This window comes from Streptomyces sp. MGP-BFMKR1, from assembly GCF_057766585.1.
This window is the reverse complement of sequence record NZ_CM173408.1, coordinates 1,909,619-1,934,867: the sequence shown is the minus strand read 5'-3', so window position 1 is coordinate 1,934,867 and position 25,249 is coordinate 1,909,619. Positions and strand designations below refer to the sequence as shown.

The following is a 25,249-nucleotide window of genomic DNA, read 5'->3' as shown; positions in this document are numbered from 1 at the left end:
GACAGGGGAGGGGATGGGGACCGGCCTGGGCCCGTAGGATGGGAGGCATGGCGAAGACCGGTACGACGACCCAGGGGCTGCGCGCGGCGATCGAGCGCAGCGGCTACTACCCGGCCCTCGTTGCCGAGGCGGTCGAGGCCGCCGTGGGCGGCGAACCGGTGGTGGCGTTCCTGGTTCACCAGGAGACGACCTTCGACTCCAACGAGGTCCGCCGCCACGTCACGGTCCTCGTGCTCACCGCCACCCGCTTCATCGTGAGCCACACCGACGAGCAGGCCGCCGACGACAGCTCCGCGACCCCGTACGCCACGACCTCCACCGAGTCCGTGAAGCTCAACCGGATCTCCTCGGTGGTGCTCAGCCGCGTCGTCGCCAACCCCGAGTCGTACGCGCCCGGCACGCTGCCCCGCGAGGTGGTGCTCACCATCGGCTGGGGCGCGGTGAGCAGGCTCGACCTGGAGCCCGCGAGCTGTGGGGACCCCAACTGCGAGGCGGACCACGGCTACACCGGCTCGTCCACCGCCGACGACCTGTCGCTGCGCGTGAGCGAGGCGGGCGACGGGCCTGACAGCGTGCGCCAGACGTTGGCGTTCGCGCAGGCGCTGTCCGAGGCGACCACGGCGACCAGCCGCTGATGTCCGACTCCAGCGCGGGCCCCGCCACCAGTGCGGCCTGGCCCGAGTGGCAGCCCCAGGGCGCGACCCTCGACCCCGCGACCGCCCCGCTGCCGCAGTACGGCACGGGCTCGCTCAGCGACCTGCTGCCCGCCGTCGTGGTCGGCCAGGAGGTGCCGGGCCTCACCGGCACGCCGGGCCTGGACCTGGCGCCGGCCGACCGGGTGTGCGTCTTCCTCATCGACGGGCTCGGCTGGGAGCTGCTGCGGGCGCACCCCGCCGAGGCGCCGTTCCTGACCTCGCTCCTCGCCAGCTCCCGGAACGGCACGGGCCGCCCGCTGACCGCCGGATTCCCCTCCACCACCGCGACCTCGCTGGCCTCGGTGGGCACGGGGTTGCCCCCCGGCGCGCACGGCCTGCCCGGCTACACGGTCGCCGACCCGGCCACCGGGGCGCTGATGAACCAGCTCCGCTGGCAGCCGTGGACCGACCCGCACGCCTGGCAGCCGTACCCGACGGTCTTCCAACTCGCCGACGCCGCCGGCGTGCACACCTGCCAGGTGTCCGCGCCCGCCTTCCAGCACACCCCGCTCACCAAGATCGCGCTCAGCGGCGGCACCTTCCACGGCCGGCTCTCCGGCGAGGAGCGGATGGACTTCGCCGCGACCCAGACCGGCGCCGCCGGCCGCACCCTGGTCTACACGTACTACAGCGAGGTGGACGGCAAGGGGCACCGGTTCGGCGTGGACTCCGACGACTGGCGCGGCCAGTTGATGTACGTGGACGGCCTCGCGCAGCGGCTCGCCGAACAGTTGCCGCCGCGCTCCGCGCTCTACGTCACCGCCGACCACGGCATGATCGACCTGCCCTTCGACCCGGACTCGCGCATCGACTTCGACGAGGACTGGGAGCTACGCGCGGGCGTCGCCCTGCTCGGCGGCGAGGGCCGGGCCCGCCATGTGTACGCCGTGCCGGGAGCGGCCGGGGACGTGCTCGCCGTCTGGCGCGAGGTGCTCGGCGACCGGATGTGGGTGGCCAGCCGGGACGAGGCGATCGCGGCCGGCTGGTTCGGCCGGCCCGGGGACGGCGTGGACGAGCGGGTGTACGGGCGCATCGGGGACGTGGTCGCCGCCGCCCGCGACGACGTCGCCATCGTGGCCAGCCGCACCGAGCCGAACGAGTCGGCCATGGTCGGCCTGCACGGCTCCATGACCCCCGTCGAACAACTCGTGCCGCTCCTTGAGGTACGCACGTAAGTCGTCGGCCGCGCGCCCGGCGCCCCCGCCCGCGTACGGCACCCCCGCGCGCCCCGGAGCGGGCGACGCAGCGCGGGGCGGCGCCGCGAGACCCACAACGACCGAAAGGCCCGTGTTCCCCCATGCCCGAGCTGGTTTTCTTCAGCGGAACGATGGACTGCGGAAAGTCCACGCTCGCTCTGCAGATCGAGCACAACCGCTCGGCACGCGGCCTCCAGGGCATGATCTTCACCCGGGACGACCGGGCGGGGGAGGGCCGCCTCTCCTCGCGGCTCGGACTGGAGACCGACGCGATCGAGGCGCACGAGGGCTTCGACTTCTACGCCTACCTCGTCGCGCAGTTGAGCGCGGGCAGCCGGGCCGACTACGTGATCGCCGACGAGGCCCAGTTCCTCGCCGCGGAACAGATCGACCAACTCGCCCGCATCGTCGACGACCTGGGCCTCGACGTCTTCGCCTTCGGCATCACCACCGACTTCCGCAGCCGGCTCTTCCCCGGCTCGCAACGGCTGGTCGAACTCGCCGACCGGATCGAGGTGCTCCAGGTCGAGGCGCTGTGCTGGTGTGGCGCCCGCGCCACGCACAACGCGCGCACCGTGGGCGGCCGGATGGTCGTCGAGGGGGCGCAGGTCGTCGTCGGCGACGTGCGTAAGCCGGCCCACGGCGAGGGGGCCGACGCCGCCGCCCCGGCGAGCGAACCGGACGCCACGCGGGACGGGACCGAGGACGGTGCGGCCGGCGCCGACGGCGCGGCCGAGGTGGGCTACGAGGTGCTGTGCCGACGCCACCACCGGCGCCGCATGACGGCCTCCGCCGCCCGCGCCGCCGCGCTCTCCCCCGAAGTGCTGCCCGTGGACGGCGCCCAGCCCACCACCCGGACCCGCGCCGTCGTCGCGGCGCCCGCCAACGGGCTCCATCCGTAGCGCACCACCTGTAGCGCACCGCCCGTAGCGAACGGCGTCCCCCGTGACGGCTCGTCGCTGGCCGTCCGTCGCCGTTCGCGCCGCCGCGGTCGCTGCGCCTCGCCCGCGCGGCCTCTTCTCCCACCCGCGTGCCCCTGGCACGGACTACCCCGGTCGGCGCTCCGCGCCCACCACCCGCGTCCCGTGGGCTCGCGCCCCATCTCCCGGCGCACCGGCTGGCCGTAGCCGTAGCCGTAGCCGTAGCGTGCGCCGCGCGCCGTACGCGCGCCGGGTGCGCTCGGCCGGTTGGCCGCGCGCCCGTGCCGCGGTCAGTGCTCCGTCCGCACCAGGGTGAGCGCCGCGCCCTCCGGGTCGGTGACCTGCACGCAGTCGCCGGTCGCCGTGGCCCGCGGGCCGCTCATCACGCGCCCGCCCAGCTCCGTGACCCGGCTGGCCGCCTGCTCGGGGTCCGCGACCTCGAAGTACGTCACCCAGTGCGGGCCCCGGCCACGAGGGAGGGACTGCCCGACGCCGTGCACCCCCGCGACCGGCCGACCGCGCACCGTCAGCGTCACGTAGTCCTCGTCGGACGCCGCGAGCTGCTCGCCCTCACAGCCGAAGACCGTCTGGTAGAACTTGTCGACGCTCGCCGTCTCCGGCGTCAGCAACTCCGTCCACACGGGCGTCCCCGGCGCGCCGCCCCCCTCGCTGCCGAGGTGGCCGCGCGCCTGCCAGACGCCGAACACCGCGCCCAGCGGATCGGAGGCGATGGCCATCCGGCCCTCGTCCCCGGAGTCCAGCGGACCGACCGCCACCGTGCCGCCGCAGCAACGGATCTGCTCGGCCGTGGCGTCCGCGTCGTCGCTGGCCAGGAACGTCGTCCAGGCCACGGGAAGCCGCAGCCCCGGCGCCAGCTCACCGATCCCGGCGACCGGGCGCCCGTCGAGCAACGCCCGCACGTACGGGCCGAACTGGGAGGGCCCCGGCTGGAACTCCCAGCCGAACAAGCCCTGGTAGAACTTCTGCGTCGCGGCCAGGCCGTGCACCATCAGGCTCGTCCAGCAGGGCGTGCCGGGCGTGCGCCGGGCGGGTTCGCGCCCGCTCAGGCCGACCTCGCCACCGGAGCCTTCCCGGACGCCGCGTACGGGGGGAGCACCCGGGCTGACCCCGGGGTGGTGCCACTCGGGGGACCGCCGTGCCTCGGTCATCGTCTTCGTCTCCTTGGAACGTCGTCGTGTGGCTTGAATACCCCCGTGCCGACGCGGCACGCGAGGTTGTTACGGAACGGGACTTCCCAGATGCTCGCAGTAGCGGTCGCGGCGCGCTCTCCGGCCGCGCCGCACTGCCCGGGTTCCCCTCGAACCATGCCCGCTTCGGCATGGCGCACCTCGTGCACCGAGGTAGCGGGCCGGTGTCGATCGGTCGTACGCCGGGTTCGGCGCGATTCGTACGGCGCGGGCGCGATTACGCGAGGATGAGAGCCATGAACGTCACCATCACGCCTCGCGACCTCGCCGCCGAACTGGCCGCTCCCCGGCCCCCGCTGCTGCTCGACATCCGCTGGCAGATGACGCCACCCGGCGGTCGCGCCGACCAGGAGAAGTCCGGTCGCGCCGCGTACGAGGCGGGGCACCTGCCCGGTGCCGTCTTCGTCGACCTGGAGGCCGAACTCGCCGGCCCGCCCGGCCCCGCGGGCCGCCACCCGCTGCCCGACCTGGAGGTCTTTGGCGCGGCGATGCGCCGGGCCGGGGTGCGTGCCCAGCATCCGGTGGTCGTCTACGACGGCGGGGCGGGTGACCCGCCGTCGCCTTCCGGTGGTTGGGCCGCCGCCCGCGCCTGGTGGCTGCTGCGCTGGGCCGGCCACCCCTCGGTGCGTGTCCTGGACGGGGGGCTGAGCGCGTGGCTCGCCGCCGACGGGCCGGTCAGCACCGAGGTTCCGGAGCCGGCCGTAGGCGACTTCACGCCACGCCCAGGCGGGTTGCCGCTGCTCGACGCGGACGGGGCGGCCGAACTGGCCCGCCGTGGGGTGCTGCTGGACGCGCGGGCGGGGAACCGCTACCGGGGCGAGGTGGAGCCCATCGACCGGGTGGCGGGCCACATCCCGGGCGCGCTCTCCGCGCCCACCACCGAGAACGTGGGCGGGGACGGCCGCTTCCTGCCGCCCGCCCAACTCGCCGAGCGCTTCGCGGCGCTCGGCGCCACGGAGGCGGCCGAGGTCGGCGTCTACTGCGGCTCCGGCGTCTCCGGCGCCCACGAGGTGCTGGCCCTGGCGGTGGCCGGGGTGCCGGCGGCGCTGTACGTCGGCTCGTGGAGCGAGTGGTCCGGCGACCCGTCCCGCCCGGTGGCCACCGGCGCCGAACCGGGCTAGCGGCCCGACCGCCTGGGCCGGGTCCCGCCGGGTGGCTAACGGGACGAGGGAGCCACCGTCCGTACGCGCCGGGGCCCTGGCCCGACCGGTCGGCAGGTCACGAGCCCGGCGTCGGGCGCCGCCCGCGCCGCGCCGGGCACCGCCCCGTACGGCGAGCGTGCGAGGCGGCCAGCGCACGGCGGCCCGCCGGCCGGTCGGCCAGCGGGCCCAGCCGGTGCGACAACAGCGCCGGCGCGCCAGCGGGGCCTGGCCGACGGATCGGGGCAGGGCGAAGGCGCGCGGGCGGGCGGTGGCCAGGCGCGGGACGGCACGGTGGCGCGCGGTGGTCATCGTCGCACCTCCGCCCATGCCCGCGCCCGTCGCCGCTATTCCTGCTTCTTGCGCCGGGTGCCGAAAACGATCTCGTCCCAGCTCGGCACGGCCGCGCGGCGACCCGGCCGCACGCCGTCCGCCTCGGCCTGACGGTCTGTCGTCCCCGTCAGCCGATCGCGGTGGCCGGCGACCGCCCGGGGCATCAGCACGTCCGCGTACGCCGAACCGGCGCTCGCCGCGGGGGCCGGCTCCACCGGCTCCGCCTCCTCGACGGGCTCGTCCGGCGGGTGGGGCGCCTGCACGGGTTCCGGCACGACCATGTCGCCCCGGAAGCTGGGCACGGCCTCCAACAGGCTGGTCAGCGAGTCCCGCTCGGCCGGCGCCTCATCGAGCACGGCGGGTGCCGACTCCGCCTCGTCGGCCGCGCCCGGCGCCTGCCGCTGCGGGGTGCGGTCCAGCGGCCGGTCACGCGGCAGCCGCGCGATGCGCGGTACGAACGGGAAGCTCGGCTCCGGGGTGTCGTCGGCCTCGCCGATCAGCGACCTGGCCTCTTCGTCCACGGCCTGCACCAGGCGGCGCGGCGGGTCGTAGGTCCAGCTCGCCGTGTGGGTCTCGCCCGCGACGCGGTAGACGAGCAGCACCTCCCAGGTGCCGTCGTCGCGCCGCCAGGAGTCCCACTGCGTGGCGTCCTTGTCCGCCCCGCGCAGCAACAGCCGCTCGGTGACGGACTCGCCGAGCTGCGGGCCGGTGTTCTCGCCGGGGCGGCGCACGGGAGTCTTGCGAGCGCGTTCGGCCATGAACGCGCGCTCCGCCAGTACGGGGCCCTCGAACCTGCGCACGCGCTCGACGGGAATGCCCGCGAGCTGGGCGACCTCTTCGGCCGACGCGCCGGCTCGTATCCGGGCCTGGATGTCCCGGGGCCGCAGGTGGCTCTCGACCTCGATCTCGATCTGGCCGAGCCGAGCACGGTCGTTGCGCACGGCAGCGCGCAGCCGCTCGTCGATCGGAAGCGTGTACTCCGTGCTGTCCGCAGCCTTGAGCACCAGCCGTGTGCCGTCGTTGCTGACGGCCACGACACGCAGTTCGGGCATGGGAACCTCCCGGGTGGTGCCTGCCGACGTCACGTGCGTCGCTGCCGTTCTCCCGCTAGATGAGTGTGACCTGCCCAGGTGCAGCCTGCCACAACATTGCCGAGTTGCCTGGCGTGTCGAGCCTAGGCTCTGATCCGCCGTTATGGCACGGTGACGTGTTTACGACTCAAAGTGACGATAGGTCACTCTGCGCAGTACGCGCCATGCCATGTCGCGGCGCCGTTGGTCGAGTTGGCGCCGATGGCCTCTCCCGCTCGGTCCGGGCGGCCGGGCGGGATGGCGAGGCCGGGGTTCGCAACAGTACTCCATTTGGGCCATGTGAGAGGACCGCCGCGCCATCGAAGTTGTCGTGGGCCAGGGGAGTTGAAGGACCGCAAAGGCTGCCTGATCGGGCGCTCGGGTGTCGAGTTTCACAGAATCGACGGAACCGGAACTGTCAGCTTCGCCCAAATGTCACTTCTTTGTGCAAGGAGGATCGAAACGTGACCAGAGGCGGGAGATGCGCAACACAACGGAAAGTGAGGCAAAAGAGAATACGAAGCGGCTCGAACTGAGTGTCGCTCAGGTCGCCGGCAGTGCCCTGGCGGCCGTGGCCGCCGCCGTGCTCGCCTCTCGACTCGGCGTGTACGGAACCATCATCGGCGCGGGCGTGGTCAGCGTGGTGGCCACCGCGGGCGGCTCCGTATTCCAGCACTTTTTCCACCGCACGGGGGAGCAGCTCCGCGTGGTCACGGTCCACCATCGGCCGCGTGCTCGACAGGTGCCCCACACCGGCGACGGCGCGCCGGAGGCGACACGAGCCTCCGCGCCACCCTCCCGGCACGCGCACACCAGCGCGCGCCGGTCGCCGGCCCCGGGCGCCGCCCACCACGCGCCGACACCGGCCGATGGTCGCGGGGCCGACGCCCCGCGCGAGGAGGCCGCGACGCGTCCACTGCCCACGGCCGACGCCGACCGCACCCGGCCGCTGCCGCGGTCCGACCTGGAGCGCACGCGCATGATGCCCCGCGCGTCGGCCGCCGCGATGGCGGAGGAGGCGGACCGCACCCGGGCGCTGCCGCGGGTCTCCGGCGCCGGGTCGCCCGAGGCCCGACCGGGCGCCGACGCCGACCGCACCCGGGCGCTACGGCGAGTGGACCAGGCGACGCGGCGACTGCGCTGGCCCGAGGCGGCGACCACCGACGGGCCGCCGCCGGCGCGGGCCGCGGGCGACACGTCAGGGGCGCCCGCCGACGAGTTCACCGACGCCACCACGCACGGCACCCGGTGGCGGGGCGGCAGGCGCCTGGCGCTGGCCGCGCTCGGCGTGTTCCTGCTGGCCATGGCGCTGATCACGGGCATCGAGTGGGCTGCGGGCGGGCCGGTGTCCAACGTGTGGGGCGACGACAAGTCCGGCACCACGTTCGGCAACAGCGTCTCCCGGAGCGCGGACCGGCCGACCCGGCCCGACCCGGCGCCCACCACCGAGCGGCCGGCGACCGGCGAGGACGACCGACAGGACGAGCAGGGGCACGACCCCGACGCGACGCCGGACGCGACGCGGCCGGGCGGCGGCGCCACCGACCCCACCCGCACGCCGAGCACCCCGCCCGCCCCCGCCCCCACGGGCGGCGGCGCCGACCAGCGGACCCCCGCGCCCAGCACCCCGTCGAAGCCCGGCACGCCCACGACGCCGGGCACCATCGCCCCCACGCCGTCCGGCACCGGAGGCGAGAGCGGCCCGGGGACCGACGGCGGGGGCGCCACGGCGGAGGGGGACGGCACCGCCCCCGGCGGACAGCGCCCCGGTCAGAACGCGGGCCAGGGCGGGCCCGCGACGTCCCAGGCCGACTGACCCCGCCGTCCGCACGTCAGGTCCCGCACTCCCGTCCCCACCACGCGGTCGGCGCCGAACCTCGGCGCCGACCGCGTACGCATGCCGCCCGGAGCACGAGCGACGGCGCCGGCCCGCGCGGGCCGGGCGGGGCTTCGCGGCTCCGGGGCGGGCCGCTGTCGGGGCCGGCTCAGTCGCCGAGCACCCGGCGCAGGTACGCGTTGCCGAACGTGCGGTGGGGGTCGAGTCGGTCGCGGATCGCGGTGAACTCGGCGAACCGCGGATACACGCCGGCCAGGTACTCCGCGTCCCGACTGTGCAGCTTGCCCCAGTGTGGCCGGCCGTCGTGCGCCGTCATGATGCGCTCCGCCGCGCTGAAGTACGCCTCGTGCGGGGTGCCGCGGTACATGTGCACCGCCAGGTAGGCCGTGTCGCGCCCGGACGCGGTGGACAGCGGGATGTCGTCGGCGGGCGCGGTGCGCACCTCCACCGGGAAGCTGACCCGCGCCCCCGTGCGCTCGACCATCGCCCGCAGCTCGCGCAGCGCCTCGATGGCCGCCGCGCGCGGCAGCGCGTACTCGCACTCGACGAACCGGACCCGGCGCGGGCTGGTGAACACCTTGTACGGGATGTCCGTGTAGGTGCGGGCGGACAGCGCGCGGCTGGAGACCTGGGCGATGCCCGGGATGGTCGCCGGAACCGCGCGGCCCACGGCGCACGCCGCCTGGAAGAGGCCGTTGGAGAGCAGTTCGTCCTCCACCCAGGCGCTGATCCGGCCGGCCGGGGCGAGGGGGCCCGCGCTGCGGTTGTTGCGCTTGGTCAGGCAGTTCCCGGTGTGCGGGAACCAGTAGAACTCGAAGTGCTCGTTCTCGGTCACCAACTGCTCGAAGTCCTCGGTGACCTGGTCGAACGTCATCGGTTCCTCGCGGGCGGTCAGCAGGAACTCGGGCTCCACCGCGAAGGTGAGGGCCGTCACGACGCCGAGTGCCCCGAGCCCGACGCGGGCGCTGGCGAAGACGTCCGGGTTCTCGGTGGCCGAGCAGTGCAGCACCTCGCCGTCGGCCGTCACCAACTCCAGGGCGGTGAGCTGGGCCGAGAGCGAGGCGGAGGCGCGGCCGGTGCCATGCGTGCCGGTGCTGGTGGCGCCGGCGGCCGTCTGCTCCATGATGTCGCCCATGTTGGCCAGCGACAGGCCGTGCGCGGCCAGCGTCGCGTTCAGCCGTTTGAGCGAGGTGCCGGCGGCGACGGTGACGGTGCCGGCCGTCGTGTCCAGGGCGTGCACCCCGGTCAGCCGCTCCGGGCGGATGAGCAACCCGTCGGTGGCGGCCGTCGCGGTGAACGAGTGCCCTGTACCGACGGCCTTGACCGGCAGCCCCGCGTCGACCGCCGACCGCACCGCGTCGACGACCTCCGCCGTGCTGGCCGGCGTGACGACCCGGGCCGGCCGGGCCGTCACGTTGCCGGCCCAGTTACGCCACGGGCTGGGAGTGCCGCCCGTCCTCCTCGCGACCATCGTTCTCGCGCCGTTCGCCGCCGTCCTGGCCATCCGCATCAGTCCCTCCCTGTGCCGGCGGTATGGTCTCCGCCCGCTGTGCCGGTACGACATGGCGATAGCCCAGGAAGGCGAGGGCCACCGCGGCCACCCCGGCGATCCCCGGCACCGCGTACGCCACCTCGGCCCCCGCCCTGTCCACCACCCGCCCCGAGACGAACGCGCCGAGCGCGATGCCCGTCGCGATCCCCGTGCTGGCCCAGGTCATGCCCTCGGTCAGCCTGGCGCGGGGCACGTGGTGCTGGATGAGGGACATGATGGTCACGCCCGTCGGCGCGATGGCAAGGCCCGCGATGAACAGCACCCCGGTGAGCCAGCCCAGGCCCCCCACGAACGGCAGCGGCAGCACGCTCGCGGCCATCGCGCACACGCCGAGCAGCCAGCGGCGCGCCGGCGGTCCCGTGAGGTGCATCAGCCCGAAGACGGCGCCGGCCAGGCACGAGCCCGCCGCGTAGGTCGCCAGGACCAGACTCGCCGCCGACTTGTGGCCCTGCTCCTCGGCGAAGGCCACCGTGACCACGTCGACCGAGCTGAAGATCACCCCGCTGAACACGCCGGTGGTCACCAGGATGCGCAGCGCGGGGGAGCGCAGCGCCGACCGCCTGGAGTGGTCGTCGCCGCGCGGCTGCGGCGTCGGCTCGGTGGCCCGCTGCGCGGTGAGCCAGAACACGCCGCTGGCCAGGAAGCACGCGGCCACCAGCGGCCCGGCCTCCGGGAACCACGTGGTGGACAGGCCGATGGCGATGATGGGTCCGAGGATGAAGCACAGCTCGTCCACGACGGACTCGAAGGAGTACGCGGTGTGCAGCCGGCGCGGCTCGCCGCGGTAGATGTTCGCCCAGCGGGACCTGATCATGGAGCCGAGCGAGGGCACGCAGCCGCCGCAGGCCGCGCACACGAACATCAGCCAGTCCGGCCAGCCGCGCTCGGCGCTCAGCAGCAGGCCGGCGATCGCGGTGAGCGCGATGAGCACGGCCGGCCGCAGCACGCGGCGCTGGCCGTGGAGGTCCACGAGCCGGGAGACCTGCGGGCCGATCACCGCGCCCGACAGCGCCAGCGTGGCGGCGAGCGCCCCGGCCAGCCCGTACCGACCGGTGATCTCCGAGATCATCGTCACCACGCCGATGCTCATCATCGCCACCGGCATGCGGCCGAGGAACCCCGCGGCGGAGAAGCCCGCAGCGCCGGGGACGGCGAAGATCTCGCGATACGGGTTGGGCACGGGACGCACTCCGCCGATCGAGGGGCCGCTGGGGGACCTGCCGGTAAGGGATGTCTTGAGCCCATACAGCTTACGGCGCGCGGCGACGCGACGCAGGGGTATTTCCCGGCCGTCAGACCCGGGTGGCAGGATCGATCACATGTCTGCCGAGCCCCCTGCCGCACCCCCCGCTCCGACCACCTCCGCCGCCCCGTACGACGCGCTGCTCCTGTTGTCCTTCGGCGGCCCCGAAGGCCCGGACGACGTGGTGCCCTTCCTGGAGAACGTGACGCGCGGCCGGGGCATCCCCCGCGAACGGCTGAAGGAGGTCGGCCAGCACTACTTCCTGTTCGGCGGGGTCAGCCCGATCAACGAACAGAACCGGGAGCTGCTGCGGGCGCTGCGCGAGGACTTCGCCCAGAACGGCCTGGACCTGCCCGTGTACTGGGGCAACCGCAACTGGGCGCCGTACCTCACCGACACCCTGCGCGAGATGGTCCGCGACGGGCACCGCCGGGTCCTCACGCTGGCCACCAGCGCGTACGCGTCCTACTCGGGCTGCCGGCAGTACCGCGAGAACCTCGCCGACGCGCTCGCCACCCTCGCCGACGAGGGCCTTGAGCCGCCGCGCGTCGACAAGATCCGGCACTACTTCAACCACCCGGGGTTCGTCGAGCCGATGGTGGACGCGACCCTCGCGGCGCTGGCCGAGCTGCCCGCGGCGGCCCGCGCCGAGGCGCACCTGGCGTTCACCACCCACTCCATCCCCACGGCCGCGGCCGACACCTCCGGCCCGGTCCCGGTGCACACCGAGGGCGGGGAGGGCGGCGCGTACGTGGCCCAGCACCGGGACGTGGCCCGGGTGATCGTGGACGCGGTGCGCGAGCGGACCGGCGTCGAGTACCCGTGGCGGCTGGTCTACCAGTCGCGCAGCGGCGCCCCGCACATCCCCTGGCTCGAACCGGACATCTGCGACCACCTGGAGGAGTTGCACGGCGCCGGGGTGTCCGGGGCCGTGATGGTCCCGATCGGCTTCGTCTCGGACCACATGGAGGTCAAGTACGACCTGGACACCGAGGCCCGGGCCAAGGCCGCCGAGCTGGGCCTGCCGGTGACCCGGGCGGCGACGGTCGGGGCCGACCCGCGGTTCGCCGCCGCGGTGCGGGACCTGGTCCTGGAGCGGGCCGCCACCGAGCGGTTCGCCGCGGCGCCCACGCCGGGCTCGGCCCCGCCCGAGCGGTGCGCGCTGGGCGCGCTCGGGCCCAGCCACGACGTCTGCCCGGTGGGCTGCTGCCCGGCGCGCACCCCACGGCCGGCCGCCGCCGGAGCCGAGTGACCGGCCGGCACCCGAGTCCGGCCGCGCCGGCCGCGGCGCCAGCGGCGCGGCCACCATCGAGGAACATCGTTGTCAGCCCAGCGCGAGGAGCACCGTGAACGACCAGCCGACCGGCCAGCTCAAGGCCGAACTCCTGACCGTCGCCCTGGAGGCGGCCCGCCGCGCGGGCGCGCTGCTGCGCGACGGCCGCCCCGCCGACCTGGGCGTGGCCGCCACCAAGACCAGCCCCATCGACGTCGTCACCGAGATGGACATCGCGGCCGAGCGGCTGATCACCGACTTCGTCGGCGAGCGGCGCCCGGACGACGGGCTGCTCGGCGAGGAGGGCGCGAGCCGGGCGGGCACCAGCGGCGTGCGCTGGGTGATCGACCCGATCGACGGCACGGTGAACTACCTCTACGGGCTGCCCTCGTGGTCCGTCAGCATCGCCGCCGAGGCGCACGGGCAGACCCTCGTCGGCGTCGTGGAGGTGCCGATGCGCGGCGAGACCTTCCGCGCCGTGGCCGGCGCCGGCGCCCACCTCGGCGACCGGCCGATACGGGTCCGCCCGGCGCCCCCCTTCGAGCAGTCGCTGGTCGGCACGGGCTTCAGCTACCTCACCGAGCGCAAGGTGGCCCAGGCCGAGGTCGTGCGGGCGCTGCTGCCGCAGGTGCGGGACATCCGCCGGGGCGGCTCGGCCGCCATCGACCTGTGCGACGTGGCCTGCGGCCGGCTCGACGGCTACTACGAGCGCGGGCTCAACGCCTGGGACTACGCGGCGGGCGACCTCATCGCCCGGGAGGCCGGCGCGCACACGGGTGGCCGCCCGGGCGAGCCGCTCTCCCCGGACCTGGCCGTAGCCGCAACGCCGGGCTTCTTCGGCCCCCTCCAGAGCCGCCTGGAGGCCCTGGGCGCCTGGCACGACTAGCCGCCCGGAGGGCGCCGCGCCCCGCGTCCGGACACCACGACGCCCCGGTACCGGGCGGGTACCGGGGCGTCGGGTCGGGTCAGGCGGTGGCGGTGGCGGTGACCTGGACGCCGTGCTCGGCGGCCAGTCGGCGGAGATCGTCCAGTTCCGCCTGCTCCACCTCGACCAGGAAGTCATCGCCCGTCTCGCGGGCGTGGGTCAGGTCGGTTTCGGTGGCCTCTATGCGCTGCAGAAGTCCTGCGGTGAACGCGTCCATGGTGCGCCCCCTCGTCGGTGGGTCGGCTCGGTGGCACGGGCTGTGCCCTGGAGGTCCCCGCTCGCTGGCGGGAGAACGATCACGTACGCCGTCCCTGAAAGCGGCGAACGCTGTGAAAACGACAAACGCAGTCGAGTGCCACAGTCAGGGCGTGATCGCGGGGTGTGCAGTCGTCTTCCCCAGCCCTCCACGCCGAGAAACCTCGCCCTTCCAAAGAAATCCTCGGCGCTTGCTCCGGCCCGAAGGGCCTCTTCCGGGCCCCCGCCAGGTCGTCCCTTACCGCCGGTTTATCGGGCTTGGGGGCAGGATGGAGACGCTCACCGGGCGTTTGCGTGGTGCGCCGCCCACCGGCAGATGTCCGTGGGGCGAGCGCGCGGCGAACGTCGGGCCAGCAGGCGGCGAACGCCGAGCACATTCAGTCGGCCCCAGCGGGCCAGCCGCCCCATCGGGGCGTAGGGAAAGGACAGCACCGTGCGTGTACTCGTCGTCGAGGACGAGCAGCTTCTCGCGGACGCGGTGGCCACCGGGCTGCGTCGCGAGGCCATGGCCGTCGACGTCGTCTACGACGGCGCCGCCGCACTGGAGCGGATCGCCGTCAACGACTACGACGTGGTGGTACTCGACCGCGACCTGCCCCTGGTGCACGGCGACGAGGTGTGCCGCAAGCTCGTCGACCTCGGCCTGCCCACCCGGGTCCTGATGCTCACCGCCTCCGGCGACGTCAGCGACCGGGTGGAGGGCCTGGAGATCGGGGCGGACGACTACCTCCCCAAGCCCTTCGCGTTCAGCGAGCTGATCGCCCGGGTGCGGGCGCTGGGCCGCCGGACGACCGTGGCGCTGCCGCCGGTCCTGGAGCGGGCCGGGATCAAGCTGGACCCCAACCGCCGCGAGGTCTTCCGCGACGGCCAGGAGATCCAGCTCGCGCCGAAGGAGTTCGCGGTCCTCGAGGTGCTGCTGCGCAGCGAGGGCGCCGTGGTCTCGGCGGAGCAGCTCCTGGAGAAGGCGTGGGACGAGAACACCGACCCGTTCACCAACGTCGTCCGGGTGACCGTGATGACGCTCCGCCGCAAACTGGGCGAGCCCGCCGTGATCGTGACCGTGCCCGGCTCCGGATACCGGATCTGACCGGGCATGGCCGCGACCCCTCCGCCCACCCCGCCGCTGCCCACCGCGCCCCCCAAGCCCCACTGGTCCCCCTCAGAGCTGGGCCGCCCGCTGCCCTGGCTGCGCCCGACCATCCGGATACGGCTGACGCTGCTGTACGGCGGCATGTTCCTGATGGCCGGCATCCTGCTGCTGTCGATCATCTACCTGCTGGCCGCCGACGCCCTGCACAAGGGCAACGAGCTGCCGTTCCAGATCATCAACGCCGACTACCGGGCCACCAGCGACGTCTGCGACCTGCCCGACCGCGGCAACAGCGCGCAGTTCAACCACGCCGTGGCGCAGTGCATGCAGGGGCAGCGCGAGATGGCGCTGGACGGCCTGCTGCGCAGGTCGCTGCTGGCCCTGCTCGGGCTGACCGTGGTCGCCTTCGCCTTCGGGTACGCGATGGCCGGGCGCGTCCTGTCGCCGCTGGGCCGGATCACGCGCACCGCCCGCCAGGTGGCCGGCTCGGACCTGTCCCGGCGCATCGAGCTGGGCGGCCCGGACGACGAGCTCAAGGAGCTCTCGGACACCTTCGACGAGATGCTGGAGCGGCTCGGCCGGGCCTTCACGGCCCAGCAGCGCTTCGTCGCCAACGCCTCGCACGAGCTGCGCACCCCCCTCGCGATCAACCGCACCCTCCTCGAGGTGCAGCTCTCGGACCCGGACGCCTCGCCGGAGCTCACCCAGCTCGGCAAGACGCTGCTGGCCACCAACGAGCGCAGCGAGCAACTGGTGGAGGGGCTGCTGCTGCTCGCCCGCAGCGACAACGAGATCGTGGACCGCAAGCCGGTGGACCTGGCGGAGGTCGCCACCCAGGCGGTCGACCAGGCGCGTACGGAGGCCCAGGCCAAGGGGGTGGAGCTGCGCGGCGAGCGGCAGCCCGCGGTCCTCCAGGGCAACGGCGTGCTGCTGGAGCGGGTCGCGCTGAACCTGGTGCAGAACGCGGTGCGCTACAACGCCCCCGACGGCTGGGTGCGGGTGGACACCGTGCTGGAGCGGGCGGAGGCGATGCTGGTGGTCTCGAACACGGGCCCGGTGGTTCCCGCCTACGAGGTGGACAACATCTTCGAGCCGTTCCGCCGGCTGCGGACGGAGCGGACCGGCAGCGACAAGGGCGTCGGGCTCGGCCTGTCGATCGTGCGGTCGGTGGTGCGGGCGCACGGCGGGCGGATCACGGCCGTGCCGCGCGAGGGGGGTGGACTGGTGATCCAGGTCTCCTTCCCGGTGTGACCGCGCGGGGCCGCGGGCTGGGTGCGGCGTGTGACGCGTCACCCCGGCGGGCGGTGGGGGCGCTCCCCAGGGGGCGCACGGGAGCCTGGGAATTTGTTCGCTTTTAGCGGAATTATCCCGACGGGGCGAGATTCATCGCCATGTGTTTTCGATCACACGGACGAATTTTCGGCCACGTACTCTCCGTAGCCGCGGAGAGTGGTGCAAAGCCGGGAAAATCCGGGTTTCCGGGGGCGCCGATCACGGGAAGTACCGGTGAGGGCGCGTGTGAAGGACCCCCCGCGCATCGTGTACCGTCCGACCGCCATCCAAGCCGATCACCTCTTCAGGGGGCCGGTTGGGTGTCGATTGAGTAACAGACCTTGATGTGAGGCAAAATCTCCGCCTCAGGTCGGGCACAAGTCCGGCCTCTCACGCGTTACGTGCGCTGGAGACACCGCAGATACCCAGAGGGGGAGAGCGACATGGCAACGGACTACGACACCCCACGTAAGACCGATGACGACGTCAACGAGGACAGCATTGAGGAGCTGAAGGCACGGCGGAACGACAAGTCCGCGTCCACCGTAGACGTGGACGAATTCGAGCAGGCGGAGGGCCTTGAGCTGCCCGGTGCCGACCTCTCGAACGAGGAGCTGTCGGTGCGCGTGCTGCCGCGCCAGGCGGACGAGTTCACCTGCATGAGCTGCTTCCTCGTGCACCACCGGAGCCAGCTGGCCGCCGAGAAGAACGGCCAGCCGGTCTGCCGCGACTGCGCGGCCTGAGGTTCGGCTCCCTTACGGTGCGGGACGTTTCCCAGCGGGATGACGCGAACGTCGAGCGGGGCCGTGCGGCCTCGCTCGCGGACGCCGTCGGTCGAGGCACGAAGGCCGCCGGCACCGGACTCAGGCGGACCGGTCGCGGCGTACGGGCGGGCGTGACCGCCGTCGCCGACCGGATCATCGCGAGTGCCCCCCGTGTTCCGGTGCGGGACCTCGCGACGCTGCGGGCGCAGTTCCCGGGGCTCGGCCCCGAGGAGATCGCGGACAAGCTCGTCGCGGGCGCCGCGGGCGCCACCTCGACCGTGGGCGCGGGCGTGGGCGCCGCGGCCATGCTGCCCGTTCCGCCCGCCATGCCCGCCGAGCTCGCCACCGAGATCGTCGGCGTGGCGACCATCGAGTTCAAGCTCATCGCCGAGCTGCACGAGGTCTACGGCGTGCGCGCGCCCGGCACCCTGTCCCAGCGCAGCGCCGCCTACCTCACGGCGTGGACCCAGGAGCGGGGCATCGACGTCGTCAAGCCCGCCAGCTTCAACGCGGCCCTGTCCGGGCCCGTCAAGCGCGAGCTGCGGCAGCGCATCGTCAAGCGCACCTTCCGCAACCTGCCCAACCTCGCGCCGTTCATGATCGGCGCGGCCGTCGGGGCGATGATGAACCGGCGCGAGACCAAGCGGCTCGCCGAGAAGGTCCGCAAGGACCTGCGGGCCCGCCAGATCCCCTGGGACCAGCTCCCGCCCCCGGAGCGGGCCGCACAGGCCGCGGGCGAGCTGTCGCCCGCCGGACCCGCTCAGACCCCCACCCCACCCCGACCGGCGGCACAGCTTCCGGCGCCTCCCAAGACGAGGCGGCGCCGCCTCGGCCGCCGCCGCCCCCGCGACTGAGCCGCCGCCCCCGCCACGGCCGCCGCACCCGCCACGGCCTCGGCGCCCACCCGCACCGCCCCTGCCAGGGGCTAGCTCGTGCGTACCGCGGCGATGGCCGCGGCCAGCTTCTTCGGGTGGCGCGTGGACAGGTACAGGTACGGCGTCGGGTCGGCCGGGTCGGTGACCTCGATCCGCAGCGCGGTGGGGATGTAGCTGCGCAGCAGCATGAACGCCCGCGGGTCGGCCTTGGGGCCGCGCCAGGCGACGGCCTCCGCCGGGTCGAGGACCTGGGCCTCGCCCAGCGCCTCCACCGGGATCTTCGCGTCCCCGGCGACCAGCGCACCCGCCACCACCCGGATGCGGACCGAGCCGTACGCGCTGATCGCGACGCTGGCCAGGGCCGATGCGCCGATCAGCCCGCCGAGCATGGCCAGGGTCCCCAGCGGCAGCAGGATCAGCGCCCCCGCCACACCGGTCAGGGCGGCGATGAACCACCAGAAACGGGGTGCGGTCAGGCGTTCCTCGTAAGGCTGCATGGTTTCCAGCTTGGCACGACGGAGCCCGCCGCCCACCAGCGCGGGTAAGGTCTGCACCCGTGAGTGGACGAACGACATCGCTGACGCCGCCGGTCGAGGCCGCGGCGCCGGTGCGACACCCCGAAGCGCCGGCGCCCGGTGAGCTGATCGGCGCGCACTACGACCAGTGCTTCGGCTGCGGCGACGCACAGCCGCACGGCCTGCACCTGGCGATCCGGGCGGGCGATGGTGTCGGCGTCACCGCGCGGTTCACGGTCAAGCGGGCCCACCAGGGCGCCCCCGGGCTCGCGCACGGCGGGGTGCTGGCCACGGCCCTGGACGAGACGCTGGGCTCGCTCGGCTGGCTGCTGCGGGTGATCGCGGTGACCGGGCGCCTCGAGACCGACTTCGTGCGACCGGTCCCGGTCGACACCGAGCTGTACCTGGACGCCCACGTGGTGGCGGTGCACGGGCGCAAGATCTACTCCACGGCGACCGGTCGGATCGGCGGGCCCGACGGGCCGGTCGCCGTCCGCGCGGACGCCCTGTTCATCGAGGTGAAGGTGGACCACTTCATCGAGAACGGCCGGCCGGAAGAGATCAACGCGGCCCTCTCCGACCCGGACCAGATCAAGGTCGCGCGTGCCTTCGAGGTGAATCCGTGAGCCGTGAGCCCGTAGACGTCCTGATCCGGCGGGTGGACCCGTCGGTTCCGCTCCCCGCCTACGGGCATCCCGGCGACGCCGGGGCGGATCTGGTCACCACCGAGGCGGCCGAACTCGCCCCCGGCGAGCGCGCGGTGCTGCCCACCGGGGTGTCCATCGCGCTCCCGGACGGGTACGCGGCCTTCGTACACCCCCGCTCGGGGCTCGCCGCCCGCTGTGGTGTCGCCCTGGTGAATGCTCCGGGCACGGTGGATGCCGGGTACCGTGGGGAGATCAAGGTGATCGTGGTCAATCTGGACCCGCGCGAGAGCGTGCGGTTCGAGCGGTTCGACCGGGTCGCCCAGCTCATCGTCCAGCAGGTGGAGAAGGTGCGCTTCCACGAGGTGGTGGAGCTTCCCGGCTCGGCGCGCGCCGAGGGGGGCTTCGGGTCCACGGGGGGCCATGCCGCGGTGGGCGGCTCATCGGGTGGGAATGGATACTCTTCGGTCGGTGCCGACCGGGAAGGACAGTGACGTGTTCGGACGTCGACGCAAGCGCAGTGAGGACGCCGTCGACCAGGTCGACAAGGGCGTGGCCGCCGAGGAGTTGGCCGAGGACACGGCGGACGACGTGGCCGACGACTCGGCCGAGGAGGCGGAGCAGGTAAGCCTGCCGCCCGCGCCGCGCCCCGACGGACCGTGGGACATCTCCGAGGTCAGCAACCCCGGTGAGGGCCGCGTGGACCTCGGCGGGCTGTTCGTGCCCGGGGTCGAGGGCATGGAGCTGCGGGTCGAGGTCGCCGGGGACTCGATCGTCGCCGCGACCGTCGTGCTGCGGGACAGCGCGGTGCAGTTGCAGGGCTTCGCCGCCCCCAAGAACGAGGGCATCTGGCGCGAGGTGCGCGAGGAGATCGCCGGCGGCATCACCCAGCAGGGCGGCGTCATCGACGAGGTGGAGGGTCCGCTCGGCTGGGAGCTGCGGGCCCAGGTCCCGGTGCAGCTGCCGGACGGCACCAACGGCGTGCAGCTCGTGCGGTTCGTCGGCGTGGACGGGCCGCGCTGGTTCCTGCGCGGCGTGATCTCGGGCCAGGGCGCGGTCCAGCCCGAGGCGGCCGGGCTCCTTGAGCAGATCGTCCGCGACACCGTCGTGGTGCGCGGCGACTCGCCGATGGCCCCGCGTGACCCGATCGTCCTCAAGCTGCCCGACGACGCGCAGATGGTCGCCGAGGGTGGCGTGCAGCAGGACGAGGCGGCCGGCTCGCGGTTCGCGGGCGGGGTCGACCAGCTCCAGCGCGGCCCCGAGATCACCGAGGTCCGCTAGCCCGAGCGTCCAGAGGCGGCCCAGGTCATGGCCGGAAACTGACCTTCAGCGGTGGGCTCCACTCCGTTTCGCGGAGTGGAGCCCACCGCTTTTGCGCAGGTGGTGGCGGTGCGCGTAGGGAATCCGTCAACGCGGCGCGGGTGGCCGTATGAGAGCCGTCAACGGACGACTCGGCGTGCTCTGCGGGGGGTTTGCTCTAGGGGTCCGAACGGCTCTACGAACCTCTAGGAGCTCACGATGGCCGACCTGGCCTTCGTCGTCACCACGATCGCGGTCTTCGCGTTGGTGGCACTCGTCGCCAAGGGGGTGACGAAGCTGTGACCGCCGAGAACGTCGTCGGCCTGATCGTGGCCGTCGCCCTGCTGGGCTACCTGGTCCTCGCCCTCGTCTTCCCGGAGAGGTTCTGAGCTCGACATGAGTCCTGTCCTCGCGGGAGTGCTCCAGCTCGCCGCCCTCGTCGGGGCGCTGGCCCTGGTGCACCGGCCCCTGGGCGACTACCTGGCCGCCGTCTACAGCTCCACCCGGCACCTCCGCGTGGAGAAGTGGATCTACCGCTGCATCGGTGCCAACCCGTCCGTGCAACTGCGCTGGCCCGCCTACCTGCGCTCGGTCCTCGCCTTCTCGCTGGCCGGCGTCCTCTTCCTCTACCTGCTCCAGCGCGTCCAGGGCAGCCTGCCGCTCTCGTACGGCTTCACCTCCATATCGCCGCACCAGGCCTTCAACACCGCCGCCTCCTTCGTGGCCAACACCAACTGGCAGTCCTACTCGGGCGAGCAGTCGATGGGCCACGTCGTACAGACCGGCGGGCTCGCGGTGCAGAACTTCCTCTCGGCCGCCGTCGGTATCGCCGTGGCCATCGCGCTGGTCCGCGGCTTCGCCAGGTCCCGCACCGGCGAACTCGGCAACTTCTGGGCCGACCTGGTGCGTGGCCTGGTCCGGGTGCTGATCCCGATGGCGGTCATCGGCGCGCTCGTGCTGGTCGCCTGCGGCGTCATCCAGAACTTCGCCGGCATCCACGAGATCGGCCAGTTCGACGGCGGCGTCCAGCAGACGAACGGCGGAGCGGTCGCCTCCCAGGAGGTGATCAAGGAGCTCGGAACCAACGGCGGCGGCTACTTCAACGCCAACTCCGCGCACCCCTTCGAGAACCCCAACGGCCTGTCCAACCTCTTCGAGATCTTCCTGATCCTGGTCATCCCCGTCTCGCTGACCCGCACCTTCGGCCGCATGGTCGGCAGCACCCGGCAGGGCTACGCCATCCTCGGCACGATGGGCCTGATCTGGCTCGGCTTCTCCGCGCTGATGCTGTGGACCGAGTTCCACCACGGCGGCGCGGCGCTCCAGGAGGCGGGCGGCGCCATGGAGGGCAAGGAGACCCGGTTCGGCGTCGCGGGCTCCGCCCTCTTCTCCGCCACCACCACGCTGACCTCCACCGGCGCGGTCAACTCCTTCCACTCCTCCAACACCGGCCTCGGCGGCGGCCTCGACCTGCTCGGCATGATGCTGGGCGAGATCGCCCCCGGCGGCGTGGGCTCCGGCCTGTACGGCATGCTGATCATGGCCGTCATCGCCGTGTTCATCGCGGGCCTGATGGTCGGCCGTACGCCCGAGTACCTGGGCAAGAAGATCGGCACCCGCGAGATCAAGTTCGCCGCCTGCTACATCCTGGTCACCCCCACCCTCGTGCTCGGCTTCACCGCCGCGTCGCTGGCCCTGGCCACACCGCCGGACTCGATCCTCAACACCGCCGGGAACTCCGTGCACGGCAGCGGCGCGCACGGCTTCTCCGAGGTCCTGTACGCCTTCACCTCCGGCGCCAACAACAACGGCTCGGCCTTCGCCGGGCTGAACGCCAACACGCAGTGGTACAACACCACGATCGGCCTGGCCATGCTGCTCGGCCGCTTCCTGCCGATGGTCTTCGTCCTCGCCCTGGCCGGCTCGCTGGCCGAGCAGCAGCCCGTACCGAAGACGGCGGGCACCCTGCGCACCGAGCAACCGCTGTTCGCCGGGCTCCTGGTGGGCGCGATCCTGATCATCACCGGGCTCACCTTCTTCCCCGCGCTCGCCCTCGGACCGCTGGCGGAGGGCCTGGCATGAGCCGCACACCCACCACGACCGACCTTCCCGAGGAAGCCATGCCCACTGCCACCACCACCCGCCCGGCACCGGGCGGCCCCGCGGCGCCGGGCGAGCACGCGGAGCCCGGCCGCGTCGCCGGCGGCCTCTTCGACGCGGGCCAACTGCTGCGCTCGCTGCCCGAGGCGCTGCGCAAGCTCGACCCGCGGGTGCAGGTCAAGGCGCCCGTCATGTTCGTCGTCGAGATCGGCTCGATCCTCACCACCGTGCTCGCCGTCGCCGACCCCGGCGACTGGTTCGGCTGGGCCATCGCCGGCTGGCTGTGGCTGACCGTGCTCTTCGCCAACCTGGCCGAGGCCGTCGCCGAGGGGCGCGGCAAGGCGCAGGCCGACACGTTGCGCAAGGCCAAGACCGACACCGTCGCCCGCCGCCTGGCCACCACCGGCCCCGGCGCCGCCGAGGAGCGGGTGCCCGGGACCGAGCTGCGCGTCGGGGACCTGGTGGTCTGCGAGGCGGGCGACGTCATCCCCGGCGACGGGGACGTGACCTGGGGCGTCGCCTCCGTCGACGAGTCGGCCATCACCGGCGAGTCGGCCCCGGTCATCCGCGAGTCCGGCGGCGACAGGTCGGCCGTCACGGGCGGCACGAAGGTGCTCTCCGACCGCGTCGTCATCCAGATCACCACCAAGCCGGGCGAGACGTTCATCGACCGGATGATCAACCTGGTGGAGGGCGCCGCCCGGCAGAAGACGCCGAACGAGATCGCGCTCAACATCCTGCTGGCCTCGCTGACCATCGTCTTCCTGCTCGCCGTGGTCACCCTGCAGCCGTTCGCGACGTACGCGGGCTCGCGGCAGGACATGATCGTGCTGGCCGCGCTCCTCGTGTGCCTGATCCCGACCACCATCGGGGCGCTGCTGTCCGCCATCGGCATCGCGGGCATGGACCGCCTGGTGCAGCGCAACGTGCTCGCCATGTCCGGGCGCGCCGTCGAGGCCGCGGGCGACGTGTCCACGCTGCTGCTCGACAAGACCGGCACCATCACACTGGGCGACCGGCAGGCGGCCCAATTCGTGCCGGTGGACGGCGTGCGCGAGACGGAACTCGCCGACGCGGCGCAGCTCTCGTCGCTGGCCGACGAGACGCCCGAGGGGCGCTCCATCGTCGTGCTGGCCAAGGAGCGCTACGGGCTGCGGGCCCGCCACGAGGGCGAGCTGGGCCACGCCGTGTTCGTGCCCTTCACCGCGCAGACCCGGATGTCGGGCGTGGACCTCACCGGCGACGACGGCGCGGTCCGCCGGGTCCGCAAGGGCGCGGCGGCGGCCATCACCGGCTGGGTGGTCGAGCGGGGCGGCAGCGTCTCCCCGGACGCGCGGGAGAAGGTGGACGGCATCTCCGCGGCGGGCGGCACCCCGCTGCTGGTCGCCGTCGACGACGTCGACGGACCACGGGTGCTCGGCGTCATCTACCTCAAGGACGTCGTCAAGGAGGGCATGCGGGAGCGGTTCGACGAGCTGCGCCGGATGGGCATCAGGACCGTCATGATCACCGGCGACAACCCGCTGACCGCCAAGGCCATCGCCGACGAGGCGGGCGTGGACGACTTCCTCGCCGAGGCCACGCCCGAGGACAAGATGGCGTTGATCAGGCGGGAGCAGGCCGGCGGCCAACTGGTCGCCATGACCGGCGACGGCACCAACGACGCCCCCGCGCTGGCCCAGGCGGACGTGGGCGTGGCGATGAACACCGGCACCTCGGCCGCCAAGGAGGCCGGGAACATGGTGGACCTGGACTCCAACCCCACCAAGCTCATCGAGATCGTGGAGATCGGCAAGCAGTTGCTGATCACCCGCGGCGCGCTGACCACCTTCTCGATCGCCAACGACGTCGCCAAGTACTTCGCGATCATCCCCGCGATGTTCGCGGGCGTCGCCGGCTACGAGGGCCTGGACACCCTCAACATCATGCGGCTCGCCTCGTCGCAGTCCGCGATCCTGTCGGCGGTGATCTTCAACGCGCTGATCATCATCGCGCTGGTGCCGCTGTCGCTGCGCGGCGTGCGCTACCGGCCGATGAGCGCCGACCAGATGCTCCGCCGCAACCTCGCCGTCTACGGCCTCGGCGGCCTGGTTGCCCCCTTCGTCGGCATCAAACTCATCGACCTGCTCATCTCCCTCATCCCTGGCATCGGGTGACACTCATGAACTCATCCCTCCGCGGCATGACCCGCCTGGCGACGGCGGGGCTGCGCGCCCTGCTGGTGCTGACCCTGGTGTGCGGCGTGCTCTATCCGCTGGCGGTCACCGGCATCGCCCAGGCCCTCTTCCCCGACCAGGCCGACGGCTCGAAGATCAAGGAGAACGGGAAGGTCGTCGGCTCCGAACTGATCGGCCAGAGCTTCACGCTCGACACCAAGGACAAGGACGGCAACCCGCTGCCCGACCCCAGGTGGTTCCAGCCCCGCCCGTCGGCGGCCGGCGAGAACGTCTACAACACCCGCTACTCCCTCACCGTCTCCGGCGCCTCCAACCTCGCCGCCGACAGCAAGGTGCTCAGGGACTCGGTCATCGCCCGCCGCGCCGCGATCGCCACGTTCAACGGCGTCCCGCAGCGCGACGTGCCGGTGGACGCGCTCACCGCCTCCGCCTCCGGCGTCGACCCGCACATCTCACCGGCCTACGCGGACCTCCAGGTGGGCCGGGTGGCCAGGGAGCACGGCCTGTCCCGGCAGGCCGTACAACGCCTGGTCGAGCGGCACACCGACGGCCGCCTGGCCGGCTTCCTGGGCGAGCCGCACGTCAACGTGTTGAAGCTGAACCTGGCCGTGCGGCGGCTGGCGGCGGGGGAGCGGGGCGACTGACCGGGGGCGAGCGGGCGGGGCGCGGGCCGGGCGTACGCGGGACGGCGGGACCGGTCGGGTACGTCCCCGCCCGTCGCCGCCGCGCCCCCGGCGCCCTCGCGCCGTCGTGACGGGCGGCCCCCGCGCGGCGGACGGGTGGTGCACGGGGCCTGGACTCCGGCCACCAGGCGCGTACCGTAGCGTCGGCGTGATCGGTTACGGCCGGCCGGGGGCCGGGAGGGGA

Annotated in this window: 24 protein-coding genes; 18 read left to right on the top strand and 6 right to left on the bottom strand. The window is 73.4% G+C overall.

What is annotated here, in order from left to right:
- The first annotated feature begins 47 nt into the window (after positions 1-47).
- The 3 genes from AC3CHW_RS07170 (at position 48) to AC3CHW_RS07160 (ending at position 2,793) form a co-directional block, all read left to right on the top strand.
- Positions 48-635, top strand: coding sequence for a DUF5998 family protein (locus AC3CHW_RS07170; protein ID WP_176164516.1), 588 nt, complete (start codon positions 48-50; stop codon positions 633-635).
- On the top strand, positions 635-1,870 hold the full coding sequence (locus AC3CHW_RS07165; protein WP_488469935.1) for an alkaline phosphatase family protein: 1,236 nt from the start codon (positions 635-637) through the stop codon (positions 1,868-1,870). Before AC3CHW_RS07170 ends, AC3CHW_RS07165 begins: the two co-directional genes overlap by 1 nt.
- A 122-nt stretch (positions 1,871-1,992) precedes the next feature.
- Complete coding sequence (locus tag AC3CHW_RS07160; RefSeq protein WP_488469934.1) at positions 1,993-2,793, top strand: thymidine kinase; 801 nt, start codon at positions 1,993-1,995, stop codon at positions 2,791-2,793.
- 308 nt (positions 2,794-3,101) lie between these two features.
- Here AC3CHW_RS07160 and AC3CHW_RS07155 read toward each other — a convergent pair whose 3' ends face one another.
- Positions 3,102-3,821 carry a VOC family protein gene (locus AC3CHW_RS07155; protein WP_488470990.1) on the bottom strand — a complete coding sequence of 240 codons (720 nt, stop codon included), beginning with the start codon at positions 3,819-3,821 and terminating at the stop codon, positions 3,102-3,104.
- Positions 3,822-4,255: 434 nt separating this feature from the next.
- On the opposite strand from AC3CHW_RS07155, the gene AC3CHW_RS07150 reads away from it, so the two are divergent.
- The gene (locus AC3CHW_RS07150) at positions 4,256-5,140 is read left to right on the top strand and encodes a sulfurtransferase (RefSeq protein WP_488469933.1); all 885 of its coding nucleotides are present in this window, start codon (positions 4,256-4,258) and stop codon (positions 5,138-5,140) included.
- A 365-nt stretch (positions 5,141-5,505) separates the two neighbouring features.
- Here AC3CHW_RS07150 and sepH read toward each other — a convergent pair whose 3' ends face one another.
- On the bottom strand, positions 5,506-6,576 hold the full coding sequence (gene sepH / locus AC3CHW_RS07145; RefSeq protein WP_398611852.1) for a septation protein SepH: 1,071 nt from the start codon (positions 6,574-6,576) through the stop codon (positions 5,506-5,508).
- Between the two features lie 556 nt (positions 6,577-7,132).
- Here sepH and AC3CHW_RS07140 point away from each other — a divergent pair.
- Positions 7,133-8,377 carry a DNA polymerase III subunit gamma/tau domain-containing protein gene (locus tag AC3CHW_RS07140; protein WP_488469932.1) on the top strand — a complete coding sequence of 415 codons (1,245 nt, stop codon included), beginning with the start codon at positions 7,133-7,135 and terminating at the stop codon, positions 8,375-8,377.
- A 169-nt stretch (positions 8,378-8,546) separates the two neighbouring features.
- Here AC3CHW_RS07140 and AC3CHW_RS07135 read toward each other — a convergent pair whose 3' ends face one another.
- Both AC3CHW_RS07135 and AC3CHW_RS07130 read right to left on the bottom strand, forming a co-directional pair.
- Positions 8,547-9,869 (bottom strand): D-arabinono-1,4-lactone oxidase, encoded by a 1,323-nt coding sequence (locus AC3CHW_RS07135; RefSeq protein ID WP_488470989.1) that lies wholly within the window; start codon positions 9,867-9,869, stop codon positions 8,547-8,549.
- The gene (locus tag AC3CHW_RS07130) at positions 9,826-11,130 is read right to left on the bottom strand and encodes an MFS transporter (RefSeq protein ID WP_488469931.1); all 1,305 of its coding nucleotides are present in this window, start codon (positions 11,128-11,130) and stop codon (positions 9,826-9,828) included. The genes AC3CHW_RS07135 and AC3CHW_RS07130 overlap by 44 nt, the downstream gene beginning before the upstream one ends.
- A 139-nt stretch (positions 11,131-11,269) precedes the next feature.
- Between AC3CHW_RS07130 and AC3CHW_RS07125 the strand changes: the two genes are divergently transcribed.
- A complete protein-coding gene (locus AC3CHW_RS07125) occupies positions 11,270-12,445 on the top strand; it encodes a ferrochelatase (RefSeq protein WP_488469930.1) in 1,176 nt (391 codons plus the stop codon).
- Between the two features lie 94 nt (positions 12,446-12,539).
- A complete protein-coding gene (locus AC3CHW_RS07120) occupies positions 12,540-13,352 on the top strand; it encodes an inositol monophosphatase family protein (protein ID WP_187060646.1) in 813 nt (270 codons plus the stop codon).
- A 79-nt stretch (positions 13,353-13,431) separates the two neighbouring features.
- Here AC3CHW_RS07120 and AC3CHW_RS07115 read toward each other — a convergent pair whose 3' ends face one another.
- On the bottom strand, positions 13,432-13,608 hold the full coding sequence (locus tag AC3CHW_RS07115) for a hypothetical protein (RefSeq protein ID WP_398611857.1): 177 nt from the start codon (positions 13,606-13,608) through the stop codon (positions 13,432-13,434).
- Positions 13,609-14,079: 471 nt separating this feature from the next.
- Between AC3CHW_RS07115 and AC3CHW_RS07110 the strand changes: the two genes are divergently transcribed.
- The 4 genes from AC3CHW_RS07110 (at position 14,080) to AC3CHW_RS07095 (ending at position 17,626) form a co-directional block, all read left to right on the top strand.
- Positions 14,080-14,733 (top strand): response regulator transcription factor, encoded by a 654-nt coding sequence (locus tag AC3CHW_RS07110; protein ID WP_176164527.1) that lies wholly within the window; start codon positions 14,080-14,082, stop codon positions 14,731-14,733.
- 6 nt (positions 14,734-14,739) lie between these two features.
- Positions 14,740-15,987, top strand: a complete 1,248-nt coding sequence (locus AC3CHW_RS07105) for a sensor histidine kinase (RefSeq protein ID WP_488469929.1) — start codon at positions 14,740-14,742, stop codon at positions 15,985-15,987.
- 464 nt (positions 15,988-16,451) lie between these two features.
- Positions 16,452-16,751 carry a DUF4193 domain-containing protein gene (locus AC3CHW_RS07100; RefSeq protein WP_381160275.1) on the top strand — a complete coding sequence of 100 codons (300 nt, stop codon included), beginning with the start codon at positions 16,452-16,454 and terminating at the stop codon, positions 16,749-16,751.
- Complete coding sequence (locus AC3CHW_RS07095) at positions 16,739-17,626, top strand: hypothetical protein (protein ID WP_488470988.1); 888 nt, start codon at positions 16,739-16,741, stop codon at positions 17,624-17,626. The genes AC3CHW_RS07100 and AC3CHW_RS07095 overlap by 13 nt, the downstream gene beginning before the upstream one ends.
- A 71-nt stretch (positions 17,627-17,697) precedes the next feature.
- Here AC3CHW_RS07095 and AC3CHW_RS07090 read toward each other — a convergent pair whose 3' ends face one another.
- A complete protein-coding gene (locus AC3CHW_RS07090; RefSeq protein ID WP_176164530.1) occupies positions 17,698-18,144 on the bottom strand; it encodes a DUF3093 domain-containing protein in 447 nt (148 codons plus the stop codon).
- Positions 18,145-18,203: 59 nt separating this feature from the next.
- Between AC3CHW_RS07090 and AC3CHW_RS07085 the strand changes: the two genes are divergently transcribed.
- The 7 genes from AC3CHW_RS07085 (at position 18,204) to kdpC (ending at position 25,026) form a co-directional block, all read left to right on the top strand.
- A complete protein-coding gene (locus tag AC3CHW_RS07085; RefSeq protein WP_176164531.1) occupies positions 18,204-18,788 on the top strand; it encodes a PaaI family thioesterase in 585 nt (194 codons plus the stop codon).
- Positions 18,785-19,300, top strand: coding sequence for a dUTP diphosphatase (dut, locus tag AC3CHW_RS07080; protein WP_176164532.1), 516 nt, complete (start codon positions 18,785-18,787; stop codon positions 19,298-19,300). The genes AC3CHW_RS07085 and dut overlap by 4 nt, the downstream gene beginning before the upstream one ends.
- A gap of 1 nt (position 19,301) precedes the next feature.
- Positions 19,302-20,087: a DUF3710 domain-containing protein gene (locus tag AC3CHW_RS07075; RefSeq protein WP_176164533.1), complete on the top strand. Its 786-nt coding sequence runs from the start codon at positions 19,302-19,304 to the stop codon at positions 20,085-20,087.
- 317 nt (positions 20,088-20,404) lie between these two features.
- Positions 20,405-20,494: a K(+)-transporting ATPase subunit F gene (kdpF, locus tag AC3CHW_RS07070; RefSeq protein WP_037896654.1), complete on the top strand. Its 90-nt coding sequence runs from the start codon at positions 20,405-20,407 to the stop codon at positions 20,492-20,494.
- Positions 20,495-20,501: 7 nt separating this feature from the next.
- The gene (kdpA, locus tag AC3CHW_RS07065; RefSeq protein ID WP_398611860.1) at positions 20,502-22,187 is read left to right on the top strand and encodes a potassium-transporting ATPase subunit KdpA; all 1,686 of its coding nucleotides are present in this window, start codon (positions 20,502-20,504) and stop codon (positions 22,185-22,187) included.
- 38 nt (positions 22,188-22,225) lie between these two features.
- Entirely contained in the window at positions 22,226-24,361 is a 2,136-nt protein-coding gene (gene kdpB, locus AC3CHW_RS07060; RefSeq protein WP_488470987.1) for a potassium-transporting ATPase subunit KdpB, read from the top strand.
- A 5-nt stretch (positions 24,362-24,366) separates the two neighbouring features.
- Positions 24,367-25,026 carry a potassium-transporting ATPase subunit KdpC gene (gene kdpC / locus AC3CHW_RS07055; protein ID WP_488469928.1) on the top strand — a complete coding sequence of 220 codons (660 nt, stop codon included), beginning with the start codon at positions 24,367-24,369 and terminating at the stop codon, positions 25,024-25,026.
- Positions 25,027-25,249: the final 223 nt, after the last annotated feature.

Bases quoted from the DNA above. Each gene is read 5' to 3' on its own strand.
- AC3CHW_RS07170 (WP_176164516.1), top strand. From the start codon at position 48: ATGGCGAAGACCGGTACGACGACCCAGGGGCTGCGCGCGGCGATCGAG.
- AC3CHW_RS07165 (WP_488469935.1), top strand. From the start codon at position 635: ATGTCCGACTCCAGCGCGGGCCCCGCCACCAGTGCGGCCTGGCCCGAG.
- AC3CHW_RS07160 (WP_488469934.1), top strand. From the start codon at position 1,993: ATGCCCGAGCTGGTTTTCTTCAGCGGAACGATGGACTGCGGAAAGTCC.
- AC3CHW_RS07155 (WP_488470990.1), bottom strand. From the start codon at position 3,821: ATGGTGCACGGCCTGGCCGCGACGCAGAAGTTCTACCAGGGCTTGTTC.
- AC3CHW_RS07150 (WP_488469933.1), top strand. From the start codon at position 4,256: ATGAACGTCACCATCACGCCTCGCGACCTCGCCGCCGAACTGGCCGCT.
- AC3CHW_RS07135 (WP_488470989.1), bottom strand. From the start codon at position 9,869: ATGGTCGCGAGGAGGACGGGCGGCACTCCCAGCCCGTGGCGTAACTGG.
- AC3CHW_RS07125 (WP_488469930.1), top strand. From the start codon at position 11,270: ATGTCTGCCGAGCCCCCTGCCGCACCCCCCGCTCCGACCACCTCCGCC.
- AC3CHW_RS07115 (WP_398611857.1), bottom strand. From the start codon at position 13,608: ATGGACGCGTTCACCGCAGGACTTCTGCAGCGCATAGAGGCCACCGAA.
- AC3CHW_RS07105 (WP_488469929.1), top strand. From the start codon at position 14,740: ATGGCCGCGACCCCTCCGCCCACCCCGCCGCTGCCCACCGCGCCCCCC.
- AC3CHW_RS07100 (WP_381160275.1), top strand. From the start codon at position 16,452: ATGGCAACGGACTACGACACCCCACGTAAGACCGATGACGACGTCAAC.
- AC3CHW_RS07090 (WP_176164530.1), bottom strand. From the start codon at position 18,144: ATGCAGCCTTACGAGGAACGCCTGACCGCACCCCGTTTCTGGTGGTTC.
- kdpA (WP_398611860.1), top strand. From the start codon at position 20,502: ATGAGTCCTGTCCTCGCGGGAGTGCTCCAGCTCGCCGCCCTCGTCGGG.
- kdpB (WP_488470987.1), top strand. From the start codon at position 22,226: ATGCCCACTGCCACCACCACCCGCCCGGCACCGGGCGGCCCCGCGGCG.
- kdpC (WP_488469928.1), top strand. From the start codon at position 24,367: ATGAACTCATCCCTCCGCGGCATGACCCGCCTGGCGACGGCGGGGCTG.